Below are 19,855 nucleotides of genomic sequence, written 5' to 3' on the forward strand. Positions count from 1 at the left end.
CCCGCGTCAGGAGAAGCGCCGAACCAGCCGCGCCATGGCTTCGCGCAGGGCGTCCATGTCTTCCTCGCGGGTGATGCCGAGGCGGACGATGACCAGTCGCTGCTCGGGCGAAACCAGCACGAACTGGCCGCGCTCGCCCACCGCCGCCATCACGCCGGCACCGGCCTGGCCCGGAAAGAGCGGTGAGGGGTCGCCACCCCGGTTGAGCCAGAGATGCCCACCAAATGCGGCATGCGCCGGCGATGGCGCCGTCATGAAATCGAACCAGGGGTCGGCAATGAGCTGGCGCCCCGCGACATGGCCGCGCTGGCGGATGAGTTCGCCGATCGTCGCATAGTCGCGCGCCGTCATATGCATCATCAGCGCGCCCTCGAGCGTCCCGCGCGCATCAAATTCCGGCACGAAATCCTTGAGCCCGAGCGGTTTCGCGAAGCGGGCATCGAGAAACCGCGCCATGGCGGCGCGCCGGGCGAGCGGATCATGGCTCGCGGTCAGCCTGTCGGTCATGATGCCGGTGAGGATCATGGTGCTGCCCGCGCTCGGCGCGAAGGTCGCGCCCGGCGCCTGCACCAGCGGCTTGGCGGCCGCGAACGCCGCCTGATCCACGCTGCCCTCCCCCGCGAGCATCGCCAGCGTGTCGCTCGGCTCGCCCGGTTGCCAATCCTCGCGATATTGCAGGCCACTGCTCATCTGCAGCAGGTGCCGCAAGCTGATCGCGGCGCGCGGATCGCCGGTCTGTCGCCAAGCGGCCACGGGGGCCGGATCGTCGAGCGCCAGCAGCCCGTCCGAGACCATCATGCCGGCGATGAGGCCAGTAACGGTGCGGGCAATCGACCAGCTGAAAAAGCGGCTCTGCGGCGTGAACCCATCGGCATAGCGCTCGGCGACAATCTCGCCCCCGCGCATCACGATGAGCGCGCGTGTTTCGCCCACGTCTGCGCCATCGCCGGGATCGAACAGCGGGTCCACCGCCTCGCGCAGCGCCATGGCGGAGAGGCCGGGGCTGTCCTTCAGCACGGCATAGCGGCTGGCCGGCACGTCCTGCGACGCACCCGCCCCGGCGAGCATCAGGCTGGCGGCGGTGACGCACAGCCAGCGGGAAAGGCTTTTGATCTTCATGGCGCGCGGCCTTATCACGCAGCGCGATGAAAGGGGATAATCAGATGTGGGGGCAGCGCGATCGTCTCAAGCCCAAGGCCATGATGAAGCGCGCGAGCGGCTGGTTCGCCCTGCTGCCGGTGGTTCTGGTCGCCTTCTGGGTCGCGGTGAGCTGGCCCGGCTGGCAGCGGGAGGCCGACCAGGCCGCCGGCCTCGCCGCGCGCCTGGGCTGCTCGTGCCGCTATGTCGAGAATCGCCCGCTCGAAAGCTGCCAGAGCGATCTCGCCGGCGTGCCGTGGATGGCGCTGGTGCGCTATGAGGATGCACCCGAGGCCCGGCGCCTGACCGCCAAGATACCCATGCTGGCCACGCGATCCGCGCGGCTCAAGCCCGGCTTCGGCTGCATGCCCGAGCGCTGAGGGGCGTAGGGTGGCCCGTCATATCTCCCCTCCTCTTCAGAGGAGGGACTAAGATAGATCAGTGCCTGCCGCGCAGCCGCTGGATGAGGTGCACCACCGCCGCCACCACCAAGCCGACGAGGAAGCCGAACAGCGCCGCCAGCATCGCGCTGATCGTCCAGACAATCACCGGCGCGTGGCTCACCGCTTCGGCAATGGCGTGTTGGCCATGGGGCAGCACAGCCAGCGGCGTGCCTTCCAGCCCGTGCAGAATGATCCCGCCGCCGACCCACAGCATCGCCACCATGCCGATCGATTCGAGCAGGCTCAGCACCCCCGGCATCATCCGCACCAGCCCGCGACCGACCCGCTGGACCAAAGGACCACCGGTCTTGGCCAGATGCAGACCGATATCGTCGAGCTTCACGATCAACCCGACCACACCATAGACCGCGACGGTGACCAGCAGGCCGACGACGGCGAGGACCAGCGCCTGCGTGAGCAGCGGGCGACTTGCCACGTCCGCCAGGGCAATCGCCATGATCTCGGCCGAGAGAATGAGGTCGGTGCGGATCGCGCCAGAAACTTTCGCCTTTTCCAGCGCCACGGCGTCGCCATCGGCGGGGAGCATGTCCTCCTCCTGCGCATGGCCGCCCCGCAGCATCTCGATGATCTTCTCGGCCCCCTCGAAAGCGAGGAAGGTGCCGCCGACCATCAGCAGTGGCGTGATCGCTTGCGGCAGAAATGCACTGAGCAGAAGCGCGAGCGGCAAAAGGATGAGGAGCTTGTTGCGAATGGACCCGAGCGCGATGCGCCAGATCATCGGCAGCTCGCGTTGCGGCGAAAAGCCGGTGACGTAGGTCGGCGTCACGGCGGCATCGTCCACCACCACGCCGGCCGTCTTCACGCTGGCCCGGCCGGCAGCGGCCGTCACATCGTCGACGGATGCCGCAGCAAGGCGGGCGATGGCGGCGACGTCGTCAAGCAGGGCGGCGAGGCCGGAGGCCATAAGGAATGCTCCTCGTCAGGATAGTGCAGCCACCCTGCCTGATTTCCCGGCGGGCGGAAAGATCGGGCAACAGGTCAGGCAGCAGGCTCGGGCGGCAACGACCAGTCGATCGCCCCCCGCCCCTGCGCGGTGAGAAACGCATTGGCCCGCGAGAAGTGCCGGCAGCCGAAAAATCCGTTATGGGCCGAGAGCGGCGAGGGATGCGGCGCCTTCAGCACCAGATGTCGCCCCCCCGCGCTCACATCCTGCACGAACGCCGCTTTCTTCTGAGCGTAGGCCCCCCAGAGCAGGAAGGCGACCGGCTTGTCCTGCGCGGCGACGGCCGCGATCACCGCGTCCGTGAACCGCTCCCAACCCTGATTGGCATGGGCGCCGGCCTTCCCGTTCTCGACGGTGAGCACGCTGTTGAGTAGCAGCACGCCCTGCTCCGCCCAATGGACGAGGTGACCATGGCCGGGCGGGGTAAAGTCCACATCGGTCCGCAGTTCCTTGAAGATGTTGACGAGGCTCGGCGGCGGCCGCACGCCCGGCTTCACCGAGAAGCACAGGCCATGCGCCTGCCCCGGCCCATGATAGGGATCCTGCCCGAGGATCACCACCCGGACATCCGGCAGGGGCGTGAGGGCGAGCGCGTTGAACCAGTCGCTGCCGCGCGGGAAGATTTGCGCGCCGGCCGCCTTGCGGGCCTGAAGAAAGGCCTTGAGCTGCGCCATGGAGGGCGCGGCGAACGCATCGGCCAGTGCCACCCGCCAGCTTTCATCGAGCGAGGCAGGGATGGAGGGCGGGGTTATGGCGGTTTCGGCATCGGCAGTCATTTGCCCGGCTTAGAGCATTTGCGGCGCCGGGCAAATCGCGCCGCAAGGGCGCGAACCGCAGACCGTCCCTGCCGGTTGACACGCAAGGCGATGAAACGCATGGGGTTTTTCATGCGGATATGCATCAGGCATTTTTCCATCCGCCATCATGCGGGGCAGCTTCTCGCGGGCATCTAGCCCCGGGACCCGGTGCCGTGCGCGCCGGGCTCGGGGTCCTTTCGCCGAACCGCCGTGCGACGTTCCAGACGCGCACGCCCCACGCCCGAAAGTCCGCATGATGCCACGCCACTCCATCACATTCCGCCACCCTTCCGGGGCCTGACCAGAGCACGACCGCCGGCCTTCGCCGCGCGCCGAGTCCTGCTCGGCCCGGCAATGTTCGGTCGCTTCGCCGCTTCCTGCCCCACGCGCGCCCTCTCGGCACCGTCCCGCCCCAGCCATCCAATTTACGTCCAGAGAAGAGAGACCAAACATTGCTGAGAATTGACGATAAGCTTCGCCCGGTCCTGCATGACGTCATCCGCCGCAATGGCGGCGAGCCGGAATTTCATCAGGCAGTGACCGAGGTGCTGGAAAGCCTCGGCCGCGTCGTCGCCAAGCGGCCCCATTATCTGGACAATGCCCTGATCGAGCGGCTGTGCGAGCCCGAGCGGCAGATCATCTTCCGCGTGCCGTGGGTGGACGATAATGGCCAGGTGCAGATCAACCGCGGCTTCCGCGTCCAGTTCAACTCGGCGCTCGGGCCATATAAGGGCGGCATCCGCTTCCACCCCTCGGTCAATGTCGGCATCATCAAGTTTCTCGGCTTCGAGCAGACCTTCAAAAATGCCCTCACCGGCATGCCGATCGGCGGCGGCAAGGGCGGATCGGACTTCAACCCCCGCGGGCGCTCGCAGGGCGAGATCATGCGCTTCTGCCAGTCGTTCATGACCGAGCTGTTCCGGCATCTGGGCGAATATACCGACGTGCCGGCCGGCGATATCGGCGTGGGCGGGCGCGAGGTCGGCTATATGTTCGGCCAGTATAAGCGCCTCACCAACCGCTATGAGGCCGGCGTGCTGACCGGCAAGGCGCTGTTCCATGGCGGCTCGCGCGCCCGCACGGAGGCCACCGGCTATGGCGCGACCTATTTCGTCCAGCGGATGCTGGCGACCCGCAAGCAGAGCTTCGATGGCAAGCGCGTGACCGTCTCCGGCTCGGGCAATGTCGCCATCTACACCATGGAGAAGGTCATCGAGTTCGGCGGCATCATCGCGGCCTGCTCGGACTCGAACGGCTATGTGATGGACGAGGACGGCATCGACCTCGAACTGGTCAAGGAAGTGAAGCTCGTCCGCCGCGACCGGATCAGCGACTATGTGCGCCTCAAGGGCGGCAAGAGCCACTATGTCGAGGGCGGCTCGGTCTGGGACGTGCCCTGCGACATCGCCATGCCGTCCGCCACCCAGAACGAGCTGACCGGCAATGACGCCAAGACGCTGCTCAAAAATGGCGTCATCGCGGTGGGCGAAGGCGCCAACATGCCCTCCACCCCGGATGCGGTGCGGCTGTTCCAGGAAGCCGGCATCCTCTTTGCACCCGGCAAGGCGGCCAATGCCGGCGGCGTCGCCACCTCCGCGCTGGAGATGCAGCAAAACGCCTCGCGCGACAGCTGGTCCTTCGAGAAGACGGAAAGCCGCCTCGCCTCCATCATGCACGACATCCACGACCGCTGCGCGGAAACCGCCGAGGAATATGGCGCCCCCGCTGACTATGTGCTGGGCGCCAACATCGCCGGCTTCGTCCGCGTGGCCGAGGCGATGGACGCGCTTGGGGTGATCTGACGCGCGGTGGACACACAAAGGCCGCCGGAACACCGGCGGCCTTCGCATGTCTGATCCGATCAGCGCTGGTTCTGGCGTTGACCGCCGCCCTGCTGGTTCTGATCGTCCTGTCCGCCCTGCTGGCGACCGGACTTGTCCGTGTTGGACTGGTCCTGCTGGCCGCCCTGGCCGGGCTGGCGCTGTTGATCATTCTGCTGGTTCTGGTTTGCCATGGTCCATCCTCTCTTGTCGCCCTTGATGGGCATGGGAGAGAAACGGATGGAAGAGCGGCCGGTGCCCGGCTTTGCGACGAATGCCGGAAAAGCGGACGAGTTGAAAGGAGCGTCGGACGGGCCGGGTAGGCCGTCAGCCGATCTGCTTCCAGGCCGACGCGATTTCCGCGATGAAGCCGTGAGCGCTCTCCATCAGGCTGGGATCATTGGCGACGGTCGCCTCCAGCGTCCGGCGGCGCGTCTCGCGGTAGATGGTCGCAAGGCTGATGGCGATCTCGCCGCCCTGATCGAAATCAAGGCTCGTCTCCAGCGCGTGGAGAATGGCGAGCGCGCGCGTCTGCCGGTCCAGGCATTTGTGGCGGTCACCGGCCTTGAGCGCCAGTGCGGCGGTATCCAGCGCGAGCAGCAGCTCGTCGAACAGGATGCGCACGAGCTGGTGCGGCGTGGCGCCCTCGACGCGGCTGCCGCTATCCACCGCCGCATAATGGCGGAGCGCGGCCATCGGCCTCATCGGATGCGAACCCATGTACATACAGCGTATCCCTTATTTGGTGCGTCCAGCGTCTGCGCCCGGACTGTTAGTCGTTGTTCTGGCTCCAGATCTTGACCTGCTGCTCAAGATAGGATTGCGTCGCCTGGAACTGCAGCAGGCGCGTTTGCATCTTCGCGTAGGTCGCGGTGAGCTGGGTGCTGTAGGTGCTGCGCTGATCGCCCAGCTTCTCCAGCTCCTTCTCCAGCGCGGCCTTCTGCTTCCCGTAAATGGCTGCGGAACTGGCGAGCGGCCCTTCGCTGCCGTTCACATAATCGGTGATGTCCTTGAGCGCGCCGGCAATGCCCGGCTGCGTCGCGCTGGGCACGGCAGGATTGAGCATCTGGGTGACGCCTTCGGGGTCAGCCGCCAGCGCCGCTTCGAGCCGCTTGGTATCCAGCGTGAGCGTGCCGTTGCGTTCGGTGCGCACGCCCAGATCGCTCAGCGTGCGATAGGTGCCGCTGTCGGTCAGCGGTTGGGAGACCAGGCCGGCGAGACGACGCGACAGATCCCGCACGCCAAAGTCGCCCGAGAGCAGGCCGGCCGTATCGCCCTGCGCGACCGTCGCATCGTTGAGGGCGCCCTTGAGCTGATTATAGGCGGTGACGAACTCGCGAACGAGATCGCTCATGGTGCTGGTCGGCTGGTCCGTGGCGAGGGTGATCGTCTTGCCCGGCTCCGCCTTGTTGAGGTCGATCTGGATGTTGGGGATGGCGGTGGTGATCTTGTTCGAGCCGAATTCCATATCGACATTGTCGATGCGGATCAGCGCATTCGCGGCGACCTGGCTCTGCGTCAGCGTCCCGGCGGCGCCATCCCAGACGAAGCGCTGGAGATTGGCATCCGCATCGGCCTCGGCCGTGAGCGTGAAGGCCTTGGCGGTGCCGGTCTCGCCCTTGAGCACGAGGCGCGCGCCGGATTGATCGGTGACGATCGAAGCCGTCACGCCGGCATTCGCGGCATTGATGGCCGAGGCAAGGTCAGCCAGCGTGCCGGTGCCGCCGACGGTGATCATCGTCTCGGTGCTGCCCACGGTGAGCTTGAGCGTGCCGGTGCCAGCGACGGCGGCGCTGTCGGCCAGCGCGGCGGACTGGAGTACCTGCCCGGCGGCAAGCTGGCGCACCTCAAGCTGCGCCGGCAGGCCCTTGGGCACGCCGCCCGGAATGAGCGAGACCGCCGCGATGGTCGGATCATTGGAGACCGGATTGCCACGATAGCCGGTGCCCTGCAGCAGGTCGGTCAGGGCCTTGGAGAAGGTCTCGAGCGAGCTTTTGGCGGAGGCCAGCGCCGACACGCGGGCACTGGCGGTATCCAGCCGGGACTGGACGGCACTCTGGCGCGGCTGGAACGAGGCATTGGTGAGATCGGACACCATCTGGGTGATGTTGATCCCGGAGCCGATGCCCAGTGCGCTCGCAATATCCGTCGCCATATCCGTCGTCCTTTCAAGGCTTCAGAACGGCAGCGGCGAGCCCGGCTTTAGTGCCATGGGCAAAGAATCAGGGCGGGCGCATTCAGTCGTCGAACAGCGGCGCGCTTGACGCCGGAACCCTCAGTGCGAGGCGGCTTCCACCATGAGCGAGGTGACCGATGCCTGCGCCGCCTGGGCCAGCCCGGCCTGCCGCGCCACCGCCTGCGCCACATTGGCGACGAAGGTGACCATCTGCTCGTCGGTGGGCGGCATGGGGAGCATGACGACGGGGCTCGGCATCAATGCGACGATGGCCCGGTCGGCCAGTTCGACGCTGGATTCAGCATTGCGCGCGGAAGGCTGGATATGCGCCAGCACATCCGCGATCTCAGCATGGATGCGGGCATAATCGGCAGCGGCGGCGGAGCGTTCGCGATCCCGCAGCAAGGCGGCGCGGGAGGTCTCGCCCTCCGCCCCGCCATGCATGGCACGGGATTGGGAAACGGCAGGCACGGCCAAGGGGCTGCGCTCCGTTGCGCTGGTCACCGGGGTGACAGCCCCGGCGCGGGGCAAGAACTCGTTCATGACACATTGCCTTCTAATGTGTCCCCATCAACAAAAGACGGACGAGTTCGGCTAAGCTTTAATTCACGATATTGCGCCCATCCGCATCGAATCGCATCGCGTCGGGCAGATCGATGTGCGGACGGTCCATCTCGGTCGCCATGGCGTGCTCGATCCGGTAGACGAAGGCGAGGATCGCGGCGACGGCCATGAACAGCCGCTCGTCCACTTCCTGCCCAGCGCGCGAGGTGAAGTAGATGGCGCGGGTGAGCTCGGGATATTGCAGCACCGGCCGGCCCTGATCGGCCGCGAGCGTGCGGATCGCCGCGGCGATTTCATCGGAACCGCGCGCCACCACGACAGGCGCGGCATCTCGCCCCGGATGATAGCGCAGCGCGACGGCGAAGTGCGTCGGGTTGGTGAGCACCACCGTGGCCTCTTCCACCGCCTTGCGCACCGAGCCGTTGAGCGTCTCATATTGCCGCCGGCGGATCGCGCCCTTGAGTTCGGGAGAGCCTTCCGTCTCCTTGTGCTCCTGCTTCACTTCCTGCTTGCTCATGTTGAGCCGCTTCATGCGCTGGAAGATCTGCGCCGGCACGTCGATGCCCGCGATGAGGAACAGGGCGGCCGCGAGCGCGAGCGTGACGACCACGAAGATGTGGCCCATTTCGCTCATCGCCGGCATTACCCCGGTCTTGGCCATGCCGTGGATCGCATCGAACTGCCGCCACAGCAGCACGCCGCCGATGCTGCCGAGCAGCACCACCTTGGCGAGCGATTTGACCAGCTCGATAATGCCCTGCATGCCGAAGATGCGCTTGAGCCCGTTGATCGGGTTCATCCGCTCCGGCTTGGGCACGAGCGCGCCGGTGCGGAAGCCGAGCGAGCCCAGCACGGCAGGGGCGGCAATCGCCGCGACGACCGTCGCCAGCAGCACGCCCGCGAGCGGCAGCGCGATGATGGCGAGCAGATGATAAGCGCGCTGCTCCGGCGCGAAGCCCGCAATATCGCCCTGATCGAACCGCAGGGCTTCGGCGAGCATCAGGCGGATCGCGTCGATCAGTGCCGGCCCGGCAATCGCAAGCCAGCCGACGCCGGCCATCACCACCATGGCGGTGGAGAGTTCGCGGGACTGGAGAATGTCGCCCTTGCTGGCCGCGTCCGTCAGACGCTTGGCTGTTGGCTTCTCGGTCTTTTCGCCGCCGCCGGAGGCTTCCTGCGCCATGGTTCAGCCGCCCGCCAGCAAGCGGCTCATGTCGAGTCCTTGGCGCAAGGCGTCGCTGATCGCCTCGCCCATGACCGGCGCGGCGATGGCGAGCAGCACGAGGCCGGCGAGCAGCGTCGCCGGCAGGCCGACCGCGAAGAGATTAAGCGACGGCGCGGTGCGCGCGAGCATCCCCATGACAAGCTGGACGAGAATGAGCGTGAAGGTGACCGGCAGGGCGATGATGACGCCCGAGGCAAACATGGTGCCGCCGAACTGCGCGATGCTCTCGAACGCGCTCGCCGGCATGAGATTGCCCGGGGGCAGCGCCTTGTAGCTCATCACGACGTATTGGATGAGCAGCAGATGCCCATCCATGGCGAGCAGCAGGAAGGTAGCAATGATCGAGAGAAAGCGGCCGACGACCGGCGTCGGCTGGCCCGAGAGCGGATCGACCATGGAGGCAAAGCCGAGGCCCATGGCGTTGGCGATCGTCTCGCCGGCGATGAACGCCGCCGAATAGCCGATCTGCAAGGCGAAGCCGAGGCTGAGGCCGGCGATCACTTCCGCCGCGACGAGGGCGATGCCGGCGATGCTGGCCAGCCCTTGCTCGGGCAGCGCAAAGGGGGCGCTGTTGAGCGCAGCAATGCCGATCGCGAGGCTGAGGATGATGCGCAACTGCACCGGCACAGCGGCGGCGCCGAAGATCGGCGCGGCGAGCAATGCGGCGCCGGGCCGGATCATCGCCAGCATCCAGAGCCACAGCTGCGCCTCGAGGCCCGCAAATGCCGGTGCGATCATCTGAGCAGGTCCGGAATCCGCTCGAAGATCTCGCGCGTGAAATCGGCGATGAGCATCAGGATCGCTCCGCCGAACAGCGCCAGCGTGACCGCGACGATGATGAGCTTGGGCACGAAGGAGAGCGTCGCCTCGTTGATCGAGGTCGCGGCCTGGATCATGCCGATGATGACGCCCGCCAGCAGGGCCGGGATCAGGATCGGCCCGGTCGCGAGCGCGGCAACCCACAGCGCCTGCTGGGCGAGGCCGACGAAGAAATCGCCATTTTCCATGCGATGTGCTCCCCTTTTCTGCCCGCTCAGGTCGCGAACGAGCCGGCGAGGGAGCCCATCGTCAGCGCCCAGCCATCCACCAGCACGAACAGCAGCAGCTTGAACGGCATCGAGATGATGGTCGGCGAGAGCATCATCATACCGAGCGCCATCAGCGTGGAGGCGACAACGAGATCGATGATGAGGAAGGGCAGGAAGATCATGAAGCCGATCTGGAAGGCGGTCTTCAGTTCGCTGGTGATGAAGGCCGGCAGCATGATCGAGAAAGGAATTTCCTCGGGCGAGCGGAAGGCCGGCACGTTGGCGAGGTTCTGGAATAAAGCGAGGTCGTTCTGGCGCGTCTGCTTGGCCATGAAGCCATGGAGCACCTTGCCCGAGCGGCTCACCGCTTCCTCGATGCTGATCTGGCCCTCGCCATAAGGCGTGTAGGCACTGGCGGTGATCTGGTCGATCGCCGGGCGCATCACGAACAGCGAGAGGAACAGCGCGAGGCCGACAAGCACCTGGTTCGGAGGCGTCTGCGCGAGGCCGAGCGCCTGACGGAGCAGCGACAGCACGATGATGATGCGCGTGAAGCTGGTCATCATCAGCACCAGCGACGGCAGCACCGTCAGCAGGCTCATCAGGACAAGGATCTGCAGCGAGATGGACAGCGGGCGCCCATCGCCCGAAACATCGTCGAGCGCGCGGGTCAGCCCGCCCGAGGCAGCGGCGGCACCTTGCGGCAGCGCACCGGTCGCCGGTGCCTGTGCTTGCGGCGCGGACGCTGCGGCGGGTGCAGCCGGCGCGGCGGGTGCAGCTTGGGCGAAGGCGGGCTGCGTGAGGCTCAGCGTCGCCACAAGCAGCGCGCAGAACAGCACAGCGCCGATCAGCAAACCCGTGCTCCTGCGGAAGCAGGAGCCCAGGGCAGCTAGGAACGGCGACTGCGCCCTGGGCTCCTGCCTGCGCAGGAGCATTTGGGTTGTCGCCAGAATAGGGTCAACCATGACGGGTTTCGCTCTCCGCGATCTTCTCGACCTTGCCGCGCGAGACCGAGAGCAGCAGGCGCTTGCCCTCGAATTCCACGACCGCGAGCTTGCCGAGCGTGCCCATGGGCAGCACATCGACCAGCTTGACCATCCGGTCGCGCTGGCCGGCGCCCAGCATGCCGGGCTGATATTTGCGCCACAGCCACAGCGCGCCATAGGCCATGCCGCCGACCAGCGGCAGCATGATGAGCAGCTTGAGGAAATACCAGGCAAGCGCGCTCATGCGCGGCGCTCGAGCCCGGCGAGGCGCGCCTCGGTGGAGGCGATCTCGACAATGCGCACGCCATAGCGGCCGTTCACCGTTACCACCTCGCCCCGGGCGACCAGCGTGCCGTTGACCATGATGTCCAGCAGATCGTCGGCCTGACGATCGAGCTGCACGACGCTGCCCTCGCCCAGATTCATGATCTCGGCCAGACGCAACTGGGTGGCGCCGACCTCGACGGACATGCGGACGGGGATATCGGCCAGCAGGGCCATGTTGCGGCCCAGACCCATGTCCACCGGTGCGGCGGCCTCAGCCCGGAGTGTTTCGCTCATCTCGCTCATTATGTTGGTCCTCAGGCCAGTTTTTCGATCATGAAGGCGGCACTGCCGTCCTGTTCGCCCACGGTGCCCTGCGCGAACACGCGGTCACCGACGAGCAGCGGCAATTGCCGCGCGATGTGAATGGGAATGACGTCGCCGGGCTTCAGCGACATCAGCTCCGCCATTTTGAGATTGGGCCGCGCCAGCACCGTGCGGACGGGGAAGCGCACATCGTCCAGCCGGGTGGCGAGACGGGTCCGCCAGACCGGATCGGCCGGCCGCGCCTCGTCCCCCGCCTTGGGCGATCCGACGATCTCCAGCCCGCCAAAGCCGGCCTTGGGATAAATGAACTCGATGATGCGCGGGCGATGATCGCCCATGTCGACCTCGAACCCCTGCACCACGATGGCCGTCTCGCCGGGCATCAGCTGGGCATGGGCCGGATTGGTCTCGCGGTTGATGAGCACCGGCTCCAGCGGCGCGATCTCGGCCCAGCATTCGACCAGCGCCGCGATGATGCCATCGGCAAGCCGGGCGCCGAGCCGCGTTTCCGTGGGCGTGAACTCGCGCTTGTCGCTGCTCGCGCGGTCGCCCTTGCCGCCATAGAAGCGGTCGACCAGCAGCGAGACCAGCGGCGCGTCGATGCGCAGCACCACCGGCCCCTTGATTGGGTGCAGGCGATAGAGCGAGAGGCTGGCGAACTCCGGCGCGCTCGCATCCCACATCATGAACATGGTTTCTTCGAGCGGCAGCGCGGTGACCAGCGGACGCGCGCCCCCATAGGGCTCGATGATCGCGCGCAACCGGCGGCTCACCCGCTCGCCGAGTTTTTCCAGTCCGCTGATCGCGGCGACCGGCTCGCTGGTCTGTCGCCCGAGCGCGAAAGGCTGCACGTCATTCATCGTTCATTGTCCCCGTCCGACCCCCGTCGGACACGGCGCTACTGAATAACGAAATTGGTAAAATAAACGTTATCAATGCCGCCGTAGCCCGTCTTTTCCTTCAAAACATCGTTAATAACGGTCAGAAGTTTCGCCTGGAGCTTCTCCTTGCCCTGCGGGGTCGAGAGGTCGAGCTCCTCCTCCTGCGCCATCATCATCAGGATGGCCGAGCGGATCGGCAGCTCATGCGCCTGCACCGCCTCGATCACGCGCTGGTCGTAATAGGTCGACACGGCGATCGAGACCTGCGCGAAGGAGTCACTGTCCGCGAGGTTGGAGGTGAACGGCGCCGGGATCTGGAAATAGGTCGCCTGATAGGCCGAGGCATTGGCCGGGCGGGGCAGATCCACGCCCTTGCCCTCGCGCTCCGGCGCGTGCTGCTCGGCGGCCTTGGCAGCCCAGGTCTTGGCGACCTCCTCGGGCTTCTCGCCGGTCAGCACCAGCTGCGGGCGAAAGGCGTCTTCCGCCGGCCCGCTTTCCTTGTGCATGGAGCCAGCGGCGAAGAACCCCGCGGCCGCGCCACCGCCACCCAGCAGCGCCACGGCGCCAAGGATGATGATCAGCTTCTTCTTGCCGCCGCCCTTCTTCTTGGCGGCGCCGGCGTCCGGTGCATCACTCATCAATCGATCCCCTTAAGCAAAGCGCACATGCCCGTCGGCACTGTCGCGCGCGGCGACCCTGCTCTCATCGGGCTGGCGAGATTGTTCCCCGGCGACGCGCGGGAACGATGTCCCGCGATCGCCATCCTGTCCGCGCCCCTGCTGCTGCATCTGGCTCGCCAGATCGCGCTGGGCCTGGCCCTGGGCCTGATTTTGCGCCTGATTTTGGGCCTGGCTCTGCGCCTGACCCTGATCGCGCGCGGTATCCGAGGAGGCGCCGGCCTTCTCGACCGTGATCTGCCCGAGATGCAGGGTGGCAAGACGTGCATCGGCCTGCAGCGTGCCGCGCCCTTCGTTGAGGCGCCGTGCGGCCTCATCCGTTTCGGCCGTCAGGCGGATGTCCATGGCGCCGGCGCCCTGGAACACGTCGACTTCAAGCCGGCCAAGATGCGGCGGATTGAGCGAGAAGCGGCTATGCCCGCCGCCTTCCGCCAGCCCGGCAATTTCCCGCGCCAGCCGATCGATCCACTGGCCCGAGACGCCCATGTCGATAACCTGTGCGCCCAGCGCCGAGGCTGCAGAAGGCGCCGCCGGTCCGGCACCACCACTGCTGCTGACAGCGCCGCTCTCGGTCGAGATGCCGACGGGCAAATCGATGACGAAGCGCTGGGCCGTGTCTGGAGCCGGCGCCGTGGCCTTGCCGGTCGTTGCGCTCTGCGCCGCCAGAGCATCTGCCAGGCTGGCACCCTCCGTGTTTGGAGAGTCCGCGCCATCCGCCTTGGGGGCAGCGAGCGCTGCCACGCCGGCGGCTGCCGTCGCGCCATCCTGCGATGAAGCGGCGGCGCGACCTCCTTTGGACCCGGTCCCGGCGGCGACGTGCGCAGCCATGGCCGGCATGCCGGGCGCGAGCGGGAAGGGAATGACCTGCGCCTGCAGCGGCTGCCCGGGCGCCGCAGCGTTGGTGGCGCCCTCATCCGTTGCGGCCGCGTCACCGGCCTCGGCGTCTGCATTCGGCTCGCCTTCGGTCAACGCCAGGGCGGCATCCTGGGGCGGCTGCGCTGTCGCAGCGCCCTGCTGGGCCTGCTGCGCCTGCAGCTGAGCCGCGACGGTAACAGCCTGCTGGGGCTGGCTCGCGAACCGATCGGGCGCTGTCAAAGCCAGCTTTTCGCCGCCGACCAGCGCGAGGATATCGGCGCTGAAGCCTTCGTCCGGGGCACCGGCCGGTCCGGTCGTGGCAGTCCCGTCATTGTCGACGACAAGGCTGAGGCCCGCGCCCCCGGCCGCCGGAGCGTTGCCGTTCAGCGCAGCCAGTTCGACAAGCGCAGCGAACTGCCCGCCCGTGGCGAGGCCCGGTTCCCCGGCCTTCGCATCGGCAGCCGGAGCGCGCCCCGTCATCATGCTGAAGAGCGACGTGATGTTGATCATTCTTCCAGTCCCCTGTTCTGCATTCGCCGGACGCGCGGCTGCGCGGCCAGCCGGGCTTCGCGCTGCGCTTCCCGTGCGGCCTTGGCCTTGTCCTTGAGGCGCTCAGCAATTTCGCGTTCACGATCCGCCACCACCCGTTCCGCATCGCGCGCGTCGATCCGCCGATTGGCATCGAACAGCGCGCCATCGAGCTGCCGGCCGGCGCGCTCCAGACGGCTGGCGAGTTCGCGCCGCGCAGCGAAGAGTCCACCAATCTGCTGCCCGCTCTGGCCGCACAGCTCCTCGCGCACCTGCGCGATGCGGCGGGCATTGCTGGCGATCTGGCTCGCCTCATCCTGCGCAAGCGTGAGCGCGGCGACGGCCTGATTATGCTGCACGTCCCGCACCCGGACGAGGCGCTTGCGCGCGGCGACCATGCGGCTCATGCCCCGAACTCCGCGATCAGCGCCGCGGCGCTCGTATCGACGTCAATCGTGGACTTGCTGCTCTGGCGCAGGAAGCCGAGCAATTGCTGCCGGCGTTCCACGGCCTCATCGATAGTCGGATCGTTGCCGGGGCGATAGGCACCCATCAGAATGAGGTCGCGATTTTCCTCATAGGCCGCCCACAGCCGCCGATAATTGGCGGCGGCGCGCAGATGCTCGTCATCCACGATGTCCGCCATCACGCGCGAGAGCGAGCGCCCGACGTCGATAGCCGGGAAGATGCTCTGCTCGGAGAGATGCCGCGAGAGCACGATATGCCCGTCGACAATGGCGCGGGCGGTATCGACGATGGGATCGTCGGTATCGTCGCCATCGGCCAGCACAGTGTAGATCGCGGTGATCGAGCCGCCCGAGCGGCTGTCCACGCCGGCGCGCTCAACAAGGCGGGGGATGAGCGACAGCGCCGAGGGCGGATAGCCCTTCATCGCCGGCGGCTCGCCCAGCGACAGGCCGATCTCGCGCTGGGCATGGGCGCAGCGGGTGAGACTGTCGATGAGCAGCAGCACCTGCTTGCCACGGGCGCGGAAATATTCGGCGATGGCGGTCGCGCGGGCAGCCGCGCGCAGGCGCAGCACCGGCGGATGATCGGCCGGCACGGCAACGACGACGCTCTTGTTCATGAGCGCGCCGCCGATCTTGGTCTCGAGGAAGTCGCTGACCTCGCGGCCGCGCTCGCCGATCAGGCCGGTGACGATCACGTCCGCCTCGGCGCCAGCAATCATCTGGCCCATCAGCACCGATTTACCGACGCCCGAACCGGCCATGATGGCGATACGCTGGCCGCGCCCGGCCGTGAGCAACGCATTCACCGCGCGCACACCGAGATCGAAGCGTTCCAGCACCCTGCCGCGATCCAGCACATTGCCGCGCACGCCGGCGAGCGGCCACTGGCCATTGGCAAGCACCGGCCCCTTGCGATCGAGCGGCTGTCCCATGGCATCGATGACGCGGCCGATCAGCCCCTCACCGACCTGCACCATATTGGCGGCGCTGTCCGGCTCGACGCGCGCGCCATTTTCCAGCGGCGCATCCTGATCGAGCGGCACCAGCACGGCGCGGCTGCCCCGGAAGCCGACGACCTCGGCCCGCACCGACGTACCATCGGCCGCACGAATACGCGCGCCGGCGCCGATGGGGCGGGAAAAGCCGGTCACTTCGAGCATCCCGCCATCATGGCCGACCAGCCGGCCGACATGGCGCGGCGCCTGATTGGGCACCTGCATATGATCGAGCAAGCGCGTAGCGCGGGCGAGTTCCGCCTGGATCACAGCCGGCCCTCCATATCGTCCATCAGCGCCTTGAGGCGTGCCAGGCGCACGTCCGGGCCATCCTCGATCCAGCCCTCCGCCGTTGCAAGGCGGACCGATCCGCGCGGCACATCGGCGCTGGCCGCCAGCGAGAAGCGCAGCGGCTCGGCCTGCAGCAGCGGCAGATCCTCGGGATTGACCTCCAGCCGGGCCTTGGCATCCTCGGTGTCGATGCAGGCGGCGACTGCCTCGCAGCGCGCCCGGAGCACATCGGCATCGATCGGCACTTCACCCACGATCTGGCCGACCAGACGGATGACCGCCTGGGACAGCAGCGTGGCGAAGGCGCCTTCATCCACTTTTCCGAGCGCCAGAACGGCGGCAGCCAGCTCCCGCCGCGCCGCATCGTCCTGCTCGGCGGCTTCGCGCGTGATGCGCTCGCCTTCCTGAAAGCCCTGCACGAAGGCATCGCGCGCGGCTTCCTCAATGGGGTCGACCGGCGCCTGAGCGGCCAGCGTCTCATCATAGTCGCCGCCCGGCCCGCTTCCGCCGGGGAAGGTGACGTTCCAGGCCCGATGGCCCTGCTCCTCGGCATAGAGGTGGCGAAAGCCCCTGCCATCGCGCCCGACGCTGCCGAAATTGCCCCAGCTCTCCAGCGGCGCGGCGCCGCTGACGCTATCGGCCGACCAGATCCTAGACATAGTCGTCGCCCTTTCCGCCCAGCATGATCGCCCCTTCCTCGCCCATGCGGCGCGCCTCGGCGATGATCGCCTTCTGCGCTTCCATCACTTCGGCAAGGCGCATCGGGCCGCGCTCGTCCATCTCGTCCTGAATGGACTGGGCGGCGCGCTGCGACATGCAGCCCAGGATGCGCGTGCGCAGCGTGTCGCTCGCCCCCTTGAGCGCGACGACGAGAATGGCGTTGTCCACCGCCCGCATGAGCGTGCCGAGATCCTTGTCCGACAGGGCCTGCAGATTTTCGAAGACGAACATCTCATCCTCGATGAGCTGCGCGACATTGCGGTCGCGCTTGTTCAGCGCCTTGATGATGCGCTGCTCATGATCCTTGCGGATGTTGTTCATGATCGCGGCGGCCTCGCTGGTGCCACCGCGCTTGGTGGTGCCGGCGGACGAGCGGCCCTGCGCCGGGCGGGAGGCGATGAGCTGCTCCAGCTCGTCCAGCGCCTCGGTGCTCACCGGGCCGAGCGTGGCGACGCGATAGACGACATCGTCCTGCACCTCGGCCGGCAGCAGCTGCAGCGTCGCGGCCGCCACGGCGGGGTCCAGATGGGCCAGCACGATGGCCATGATCTGCGGATGCTCGGGCTCGATGATCGCGGCAATCTCGGCCGGCTCCATCCATTTGAGCATCGAGAGCTTGGTCGAGCGCGTCGGCGGCGTGATGCGCGCGAGCATATTGTCCGCGCGGTCGGGACCGAGCGCCTTGTGCATGGCGCCGCGAATATGCTGGGTGGCGCCGTAGCCGATGGTGGTGCGACCGCGCGCCTTGGAGACGAACTGGTCGAGCGCGGCATTCACCTCATCCACCTCGACATCCGCCACGTCATACATGGCGTAACCGAGCTGGCGCACCTCGTCCGGCTCCAGCCGGGAGAGGATCTGCGCGGCTTCGTCTTCCTCGAAGAGCATCAGCAGCACGGCGGCAGCGGCGCTGCCGGTGAGCGGGCGGGCGGCTTCGACCTCAGCCATCGGCCTTCACTCCATCCTTGAGGAGATCGCGAACGACGAGCGCGGCGCGATCGGGGTCCTGCTTCACAAAGTTGCGGATCAGCGTGGCGCGATCGCTATAGTCATGCGTGGCGCTGATCATATCGAGGGTCACCGGCTGGGCGGGGTCATGCACCGCTGCCGAGGCCCGGCCGATCTCGGCCTGGATTTCCGTGCCGATCTGCTGGCCGATCTGTGCATCGAGCACCTGACGCTCCGCCTGCGCGGCGGACCAGCGCTTGAGCAGCGGACGGCCGATGCCGACCAGCAGCAGCAGCGCGACGAGCAGGGCCGAGACGTTACGGGCGAGCATCGCCACCCAGGCTTCCTGATACCAGGGCGTCGCATCGGTGGCGGCATCCCCGGCTGCTTCGGCGAACTTGCGCGAGGAAATCGCCACCACGTCGCCGCGCGCCTGATCGAAGCCGATCGCGCCTTTGACCAGCGCCTCGAGCGCGGCAATCTCCTGCGGGGTGCGCGGCTTGCCATCGGTGCCCTGATCCAGCGCGACGGCGATGGACAGGCGCTGCACGGTGCCCACGGCGTCCCGCGTCACGGAGACTTCGCGGCCCAGCTCGAAGCTGCGGTTGAAGGTTTCGGTCGTCTTGAACGGCGGCATGCCGGGTGCGGGCGGCGTCTGCATGGCGTTGGCCTGGGCCTGGGCCTGTGTCGGCGGCGGTCCGCCCGGATCGGCGGGATTGACCGGCGGATTGGGCTGCAGCGCGCCGGGGATGCCGCCGGGTGCGGCATTCGCATTGCCCTGCGCATCCGTGTTCCAACTGCCGGTTTCGGCACGCAGCCGGGCTTCGTCCTGCGGATAGGTTTCGCGCGTGGCCTGCCGCTCGGCGAAGTTCACCTCGGCATGCACCTCGGTCGAGAACTTGCCGGCACCGATGATCGGCGTGAGCAGCGCGGTCACAGCCTGACGGTAGCGATCTTCGATGCGGCTCTGGATCTGGATCTGCCGATCCGTCTCCGCGCCGGCCCCGGTCGCATTACTGAGCAGGCGGCCATTCTGATCGACGACCGACACCGATTCCGGCGCCATGTCGCCCACGGAGGAGGCGACGAGATGCACGATGGCCTCGACCTGACCTTCGGACAGCGAGCGGCCATTGGCCAGTTGCAGCATCACGGACGCCGTGGGGCGCGAGCGTTCGCGCAGGAAGATGCTCGGCGCCTCGACCGCGAGGTGGACCCGCGCCTTGGTGACCGCATCGATCGCCTCGATGGTGCGGGCCAGATCCATCTCGCGCGCGCTGCGCAGCTTCTCGCCCTCGACGGCGCGGCTCGCGCCCATCGGCATGGAATCGATCAGAGTGTCGCCAGTCGGCGCGCTGCGGGGCAGGCCCTCGGCGGCGAGCTTCATCTTGGCGTTGAAATAATCGGTCTCGGCGACGGTGATCGCACCGCTCGTCTGATCGAAATTATAGGCGATACCGCTCTTGCCCAGTGCCTCGGCCACGGCGGCCTGGTCGGCCTCCGGCAGGCCCCGGAACAGGTCGCGCTGCGGCGGTTCGCGCAGTGCCAGCCAGGCCAGCGCGGCGAGCGCGGCAACGGTGATGAGCCCGATCATCGGCAGGCTGCGTTGCACGGCGGGCTGCTGGAGCAGGCCCGTGAGGCGCAGCTTCATGCCCTGCGCGCCGGCCGCAAAGCCCGCGCCAGACCCGGAGAGGGCGGGCAAGCCGGGCTGCATCGCCGCCTGGTTGCCAGTGGTGGTGGTGATGTTCGCGTCGCTCAT

The 19,855-nt window shown here is 67.4% G+C and carries 23 protein-coding genes; 2 read left to right on the plus strand and 21 right to left on the minus strand.

Annotated features, from left to right (window positions below; genetic code table 11):
* Nucleotides 1-6: 6 nt before the first annotated feature.
* Nucleotides 7-1,119: a serine hydrolase domain-containing protein gene (locus M2339_RS13190; protein WP_264588270.1), complete on the minus strand. Its 1,113-nt coding sequence runs from the start codon at nt 1,117-1,119 to the stop codon at nt 7-9.
* 26 nt (nt 1,120-1,145) lie between these two features.
* Here M2339_RS13190 and M2339_RS13195 point away from each other — a divergent pair, with 26 nt between their 5' ends.
* Nucleotides 1,146-1,517, plus strand: a complete 372-nt coding sequence (locus M2339_RS13195) for a hypothetical protein (protein ID WP_264606388.1) — start codon at nt 1,146-1,148, stop codon at nt 1,515-1,517.
* A 58-nt stretch (nt 1,518-1,575) separates the two neighbouring features.
* Here M2339_RS13195 and M2339_RS13200 read toward each other — a convergent pair whose 3' ends face one another.
* Nucleotides 1,576-2,505: a DUF808 domain-containing protein gene (locus tag M2339_RS13200; protein WP_264588268.1), complete on the minus strand. Its 930-nt coding sequence runs from the start codon at nt 2,503-2,505 to the stop codon at nt 1,576-1,578.
* A gap of 74 nt (nt 2,506-2,579) precedes the next feature.
* Nucleotides 2,580-3,320 carry a uracil-DNA glycosylase gene (ung, locus tag M2339_RS13205; protein ID WP_264588267.1) on the minus strand — a complete coding sequence of 247 codons (741 nt, stop codon included), beginning with the start codon at nt 3,318-3,320 and terminating at the stop codon, nt 2,580-2,582.
* Between the two features lie 473 nt (nt 3,321-3,793).
* Here ung and gdhA point away from each other — a divergent pair, with 473 nt between their 5' ends.
* Nucleotides 3,794-5,143: an NADP-specific glutamate dehydrogenase gene (gdhA, locus tag M2339_RS13210; protein WP_264576881.1), complete on the plus strand. Its 1,350-nt coding sequence runs from the start codon at nt 3,794-3,796 to the stop codon at nt 5,141-5,143.
* A 59-nt stretch (nt 5,144-5,202) separates the two neighbouring features.
* On the opposite strand, the gene M2339_RS13215 is transcribed toward gdhA, so the two are convergent.
* The 18 genes from M2339_RS13215 to fliF all read right to left on the minus strand — a co-directional run bounded on the left by M2339_RS13215 (nt 5,203) and on the right by fliF (nt 19,855).
* Nucleotides 5,203-5,355, minus strand: coding sequence for a hypothetical protein (locus M2339_RS13215; protein WP_264571511.1), 153 nt, complete (start codon nt 5,353-5,355; stop codon nt 5,203-5,205).
* A gap of 133 nt (nt 5,356-5,488) precedes the next feature.
* The gene (fliS, locus tag M2339_RS13220) at nt 5,489-5,857 is read right to left on the minus strand and encodes a flagellar export chaperone FliS (RefSeq protein ID WP_264576883.1); all 369 of its coding nucleotides are present in this window, start codon (nt 5,855-5,857) and stop codon (nt 5,489-5,491) included.
* A 76-nt stretch (nt 5,858-5,933) separates the two neighbouring features.
* Complete coding sequence (gene fliD, locus M2339_RS13225; protein ID WP_264571513.1) at nt 5,934-7,316, minus strand: flagellar filament capping protein FliD; 1,383 nt, start codon at nt 7,314-7,316, stop codon at nt 5,934-5,936.
* 120 nt (nt 7,317-7,436) lie between these two features.
* Complete coding sequence (locus M2339_RS13230; protein WP_181560888.1) at nt 7,437-7,880, minus strand: hypothetical protein; 444 nt, start codon at nt 7,878-7,880, stop codon at nt 7,437-7,439.
* Between the two features lie 58 nt (nt 7,881-7,938).
* The gene (locus M2339_RS13235; RefSeq protein WP_264574129.1) at nt 7,939-9,084 is read right to left on the minus strand and encodes a flagellar biosynthesis protein FlhB; all 1,146 of its coding nucleotides are present in this window, start codon (nt 9,082-9,084) and stop codon (nt 7,939-7,941) included.
* 3 nt (nt 9,085-9,087) lie between these two features.
* On the minus strand, nt 9,088-9,864 hold the full coding sequence (gene fliR, locus M2339_RS13240) for a flagellar biosynthetic protein FliR (protein WP_181560890.1): 777 nt from the start codon (nt 9,862-9,864) through the stop codon (nt 9,088-9,090).
* Nucleotides 9,861-10,133, minus strand: a complete 273-nt coding sequence (gene fliQ / locus M2339_RS13245; protein WP_181560891.1) for a flagellar biosynthesis protein FliQ — start codon at nt 10,131-10,133, stop codon at nt 9,861-9,863. Before fliQ ends, fliR begins: the two co-directional genes overlap by 4 nt.
* A gap of 26 nt (nt 10,134-10,159) precedes the next feature.
* Nucleotides 10,160-11,089 carry a flagellar type III secretion system pore protein FliP gene (fliP, locus tag M2339_RS13250; protein WP_413714912.1) on the minus strand — a complete coding sequence of 310 codons (930 nt, stop codon included), beginning with the start codon at nt 11,087-11,089 and terminating at the stop codon, nt 10,160-10,162.
* Nucleotides 11,090-11,111: 22 nt separating this feature from the next.
* Nucleotides 11,112-11,384, minus strand: coding sequence for a flagellar biosynthetic protein FliO (locus M2339_RS13255; protein WP_181560893.1), 273 nt, complete (start codon nt 11,382-11,384; stop codon nt 11,112-11,114).
* The gene (gene fliN, locus M2339_RS13260) at nt 11,381-11,710 is read right to left on the minus strand and encodes a flagellar motor switch protein FliN (protein WP_181560894.1); all 330 of its coding nucleotides are present in this window, start codon (nt 11,708-11,710) and stop codon (nt 11,381-11,383) included. The genes M2339_RS13255 and fliN overlap by 4 nt, the downstream gene beginning before the upstream one ends.
* 11 nt (nt 11,711-11,721) lie before the next feature.
* Nucleotides 11,722-12,591: a flagellar motor switch protein FliM gene (locus M2339_RS13265; RefSeq protein ID WP_181560895.1), complete on the minus strand. Its 870-nt coding sequence runs from the start codon at nt 12,589-12,591 to the stop codon at nt 11,722-11,724.
* Nucleotides 12,592-12,629: 38 nt separating this feature from the next.
* Entirely contained in the window at nt 12,630-13,250 is a 621-nt protein-coding gene (gene fliL, locus M2339_RS13270) for a flagellar basal body-associated protein FliL (protein ID WP_264588266.1), read from the minus strand.
* A gap of 12 nt (nt 13,251-13,262) precedes the next feature.
* On the minus strand, nt 13,263-14,654 hold the full coding sequence (locus M2339_RS13275; protein WP_264588265.1) for a flagellar hook-length control protein FliK: 1,392 nt from the start codon (nt 14,652-14,654) through the stop codon (nt 13,263-13,265).
* Nucleotides 14,651-15,079 carry a hypothetical protein gene (locus M2339_RS13280; protein WP_181560898.1) on the minus strand — a complete coding sequence of 143 codons (429 nt, stop codon included), beginning with the start codon at nt 15,077-15,079 and terminating at the stop codon, nt 14,651-14,653. Before M2339_RS13280 ends, M2339_RS13275 begins: the two co-directional genes overlap by 4 nt.
* A complete protein-coding gene (locus tag M2339_RS13285) occupies nt 15,076-16,407 on the minus strand; it encodes a FliI/YscN family ATPase (protein ID WP_181560899.1) in 1,332 nt (443 codons plus the stop codon). Before M2339_RS13285 ends, M2339_RS13280 begins: the two co-directional genes overlap by 4 nt.
* Nucleotides 16,404-17,087: a flagellar biosynthesis protein gene (locus M2339_RS13290; protein WP_264588264.1), complete on the minus strand. Its 684-nt coding sequence runs from the start codon at nt 17,085-17,087 to the stop codon at nt 16,404-16,406. Before M2339_RS13290 ends, M2339_RS13285 begins: the two co-directional genes overlap by 4 nt.
* Nucleotides 17,080-18,096 carry a flagellar motor switch protein FliG gene (gene fliG, locus M2339_RS13295; RefSeq protein ID WP_264571519.1) on the minus strand — a complete coding sequence of 339 codons (1,017 nt, stop codon included), beginning with the start codon at nt 18,094-18,096 and terminating at the stop codon, nt 17,080-17,082. The genes M2339_RS13290 and fliG overlap by 8 nt, the downstream gene beginning before the upstream one ends.
* Nucleotides 18,089-19,855 carry a flagellar basal-body MS-ring/collar protein FliF gene (gene fliF / locus M2339_RS13300; RefSeq protein WP_181560902.1) on the minus strand — a complete coding sequence of 589 codons (1,767 nt, stop codon included), beginning with the start codon at nt 19,853-19,855 and terminating at the stop codon, nt 18,089-18,091. The genes fliG and fliF overlap by 8 nt, the downstream gene beginning before the upstream one ends.

It is taken from the genome of Sphingobium sp. B2D3C (assembly GCF_025961835.1).
Taxonomy (GTDB): domain Bacteria; phylum Pseudomonadota; class Alphaproteobacteria; order Sphingomonadales; family Sphingomonadaceae; genus Sphingobium.

Bases quoted from the DNA above. Each gene is read 5' to 3' on its own strand.
- M2339_RS13190 (WP_264588270.1), bottom strand. From the start codon at position 1,119: ATGAAGATCAAAAGCCTTTCCCGCTGGCTGTGCGTCACCGCCGCCAGC.
- M2339_RS13195 (WP_264606388.1), top strand. From the start codon at position 1,146: ATGAAAGGGGATAATCAGATGTGGGGGCAGCGCGATCGTCTCAAGCCC.
- M2339_RS13200 (WP_264588268.1), bottom strand. From the start codon at position 2,505: ATGGCCTCCGGCCTCGCCGCCCTGCTTGACGACGTCGCCGCCATCGCC.
- ung (WP_264588267.1), bottom strand. From the start codon at position 3,320: ATGACTGCCGATGCCGAAACCGCCATAACCCCGCCCTCCATCCCTGCC.
- M2339_RS13215 (WP_264571511.1), bottom strand. From the start codon at position 5,355: ATGGCAAACCAGAACCAGCAGAATGATCAACAGCGCCAGCCCGGCCAG.
- fliS (WP_264576883.1), bottom strand. From the start codon at position 5,857: ATGGCCGCGCTCCGCCATTATGCGGCGGTGGATAGCGGCAGCCGCGTC.
- fliD (WP_264571513.1), bottom strand. From the start codon at position 7,316: ATGGCGACGGATATTGCGAGCGCACTGGGCATCGGCTCCGGGATCAAC.
- M2339_RS13230 (WP_181560888.1), bottom strand. From the start codon at position 7,880: ATGAACGAGTTCTTGCCCCGCGCCGGGGCTGTCACCCCGGTGACCAGC.
- M2339_RS13235 (WP_264574129.1), bottom strand. From the start codon at position 9,084: ATGGCGCAGGAAGCCTCCGGCGGCGGCGAAAAGACCGAGAAGCCAACA.
- fliR (WP_181560890.1), bottom strand. From the start codon at position 9,864: ATGATCGCACCGGCATTTGCGGGCCTCGAGGCGCAGCTGTGGCTCTGG.
- fliQ (WP_181560891.1), bottom strand. From the start codon at position 10,133: ATGGAAAATGGCGATTTCTTCGTCGGCCTCGCCCAGCAGGCGCTGTGG.
- fliP (WP_413714912.1), bottom strand. From the start codon at position 11,089: ATGCTCCTGCGCAGGCAGGAGCCCAGGGCGCAGTCGCCGTTCCTAGCT.
- M2339_RS13255 (WP_181560893.1), bottom strand. From the start codon at position 11,384: ATGAGCGCGCTTGCCTGGTATTTCCTCAAGCTGCTCATCATGCTGCCG.
- fliN (WP_181560894.1), bottom strand. From the start codon at position 11,710: ATGAGCGAGATGAGCGAAACACTCCGGGCTGAGGCCGCCGCACCGGTG.
- M2339_RS13265 (WP_181560895.1), bottom strand. From the start codon at position 12,591: ATGAATGACGTGCAGCCTTTCGCGCTCGGGCGACAGACCAGCGAGCCG.
- fliL (WP_264588266.1), bottom strand. From the start codon at position 13,250: ATGAGTGATGCACCGGACGCCGGCGCCGCCAAGAAGAAGGGCGGCGGC.
- M2339_RS13275 (WP_264588265.1), bottom strand. From the start codon at position 14,654: ATGATCAACATCACGTCGCTCTTCAGCATGATGACGGGGCGCGCTCCG.
- M2339_RS13280 (WP_181560898.1), bottom strand. From the start codon at position 15,079: ATGAGCCGCATGGTCGCCGCGCGCAAGCGCCTCGTCCGGGTGCGGGAC.
- M2339_RS13290 (WP_264588264.1), bottom strand. From the start codon at position 17,087: ATGTCTAGGATCTGGTCGGCCGATAGCGTCAGCGGCGCCGCGCCGCTG.
- fliG (WP_264571519.1), bottom strand. From the start codon at position 18,096: ATGGCTGAGGTCGAAGCCGCCCGCCCGCTCACCGGCAGCGCCGCTGCC.
- fliF (WP_181560902.1), bottom strand. From the start codon at position 19,855: ATGAGCGACGCGAACATCACCACCACCACTGGCAACCAGGCGGCGATG.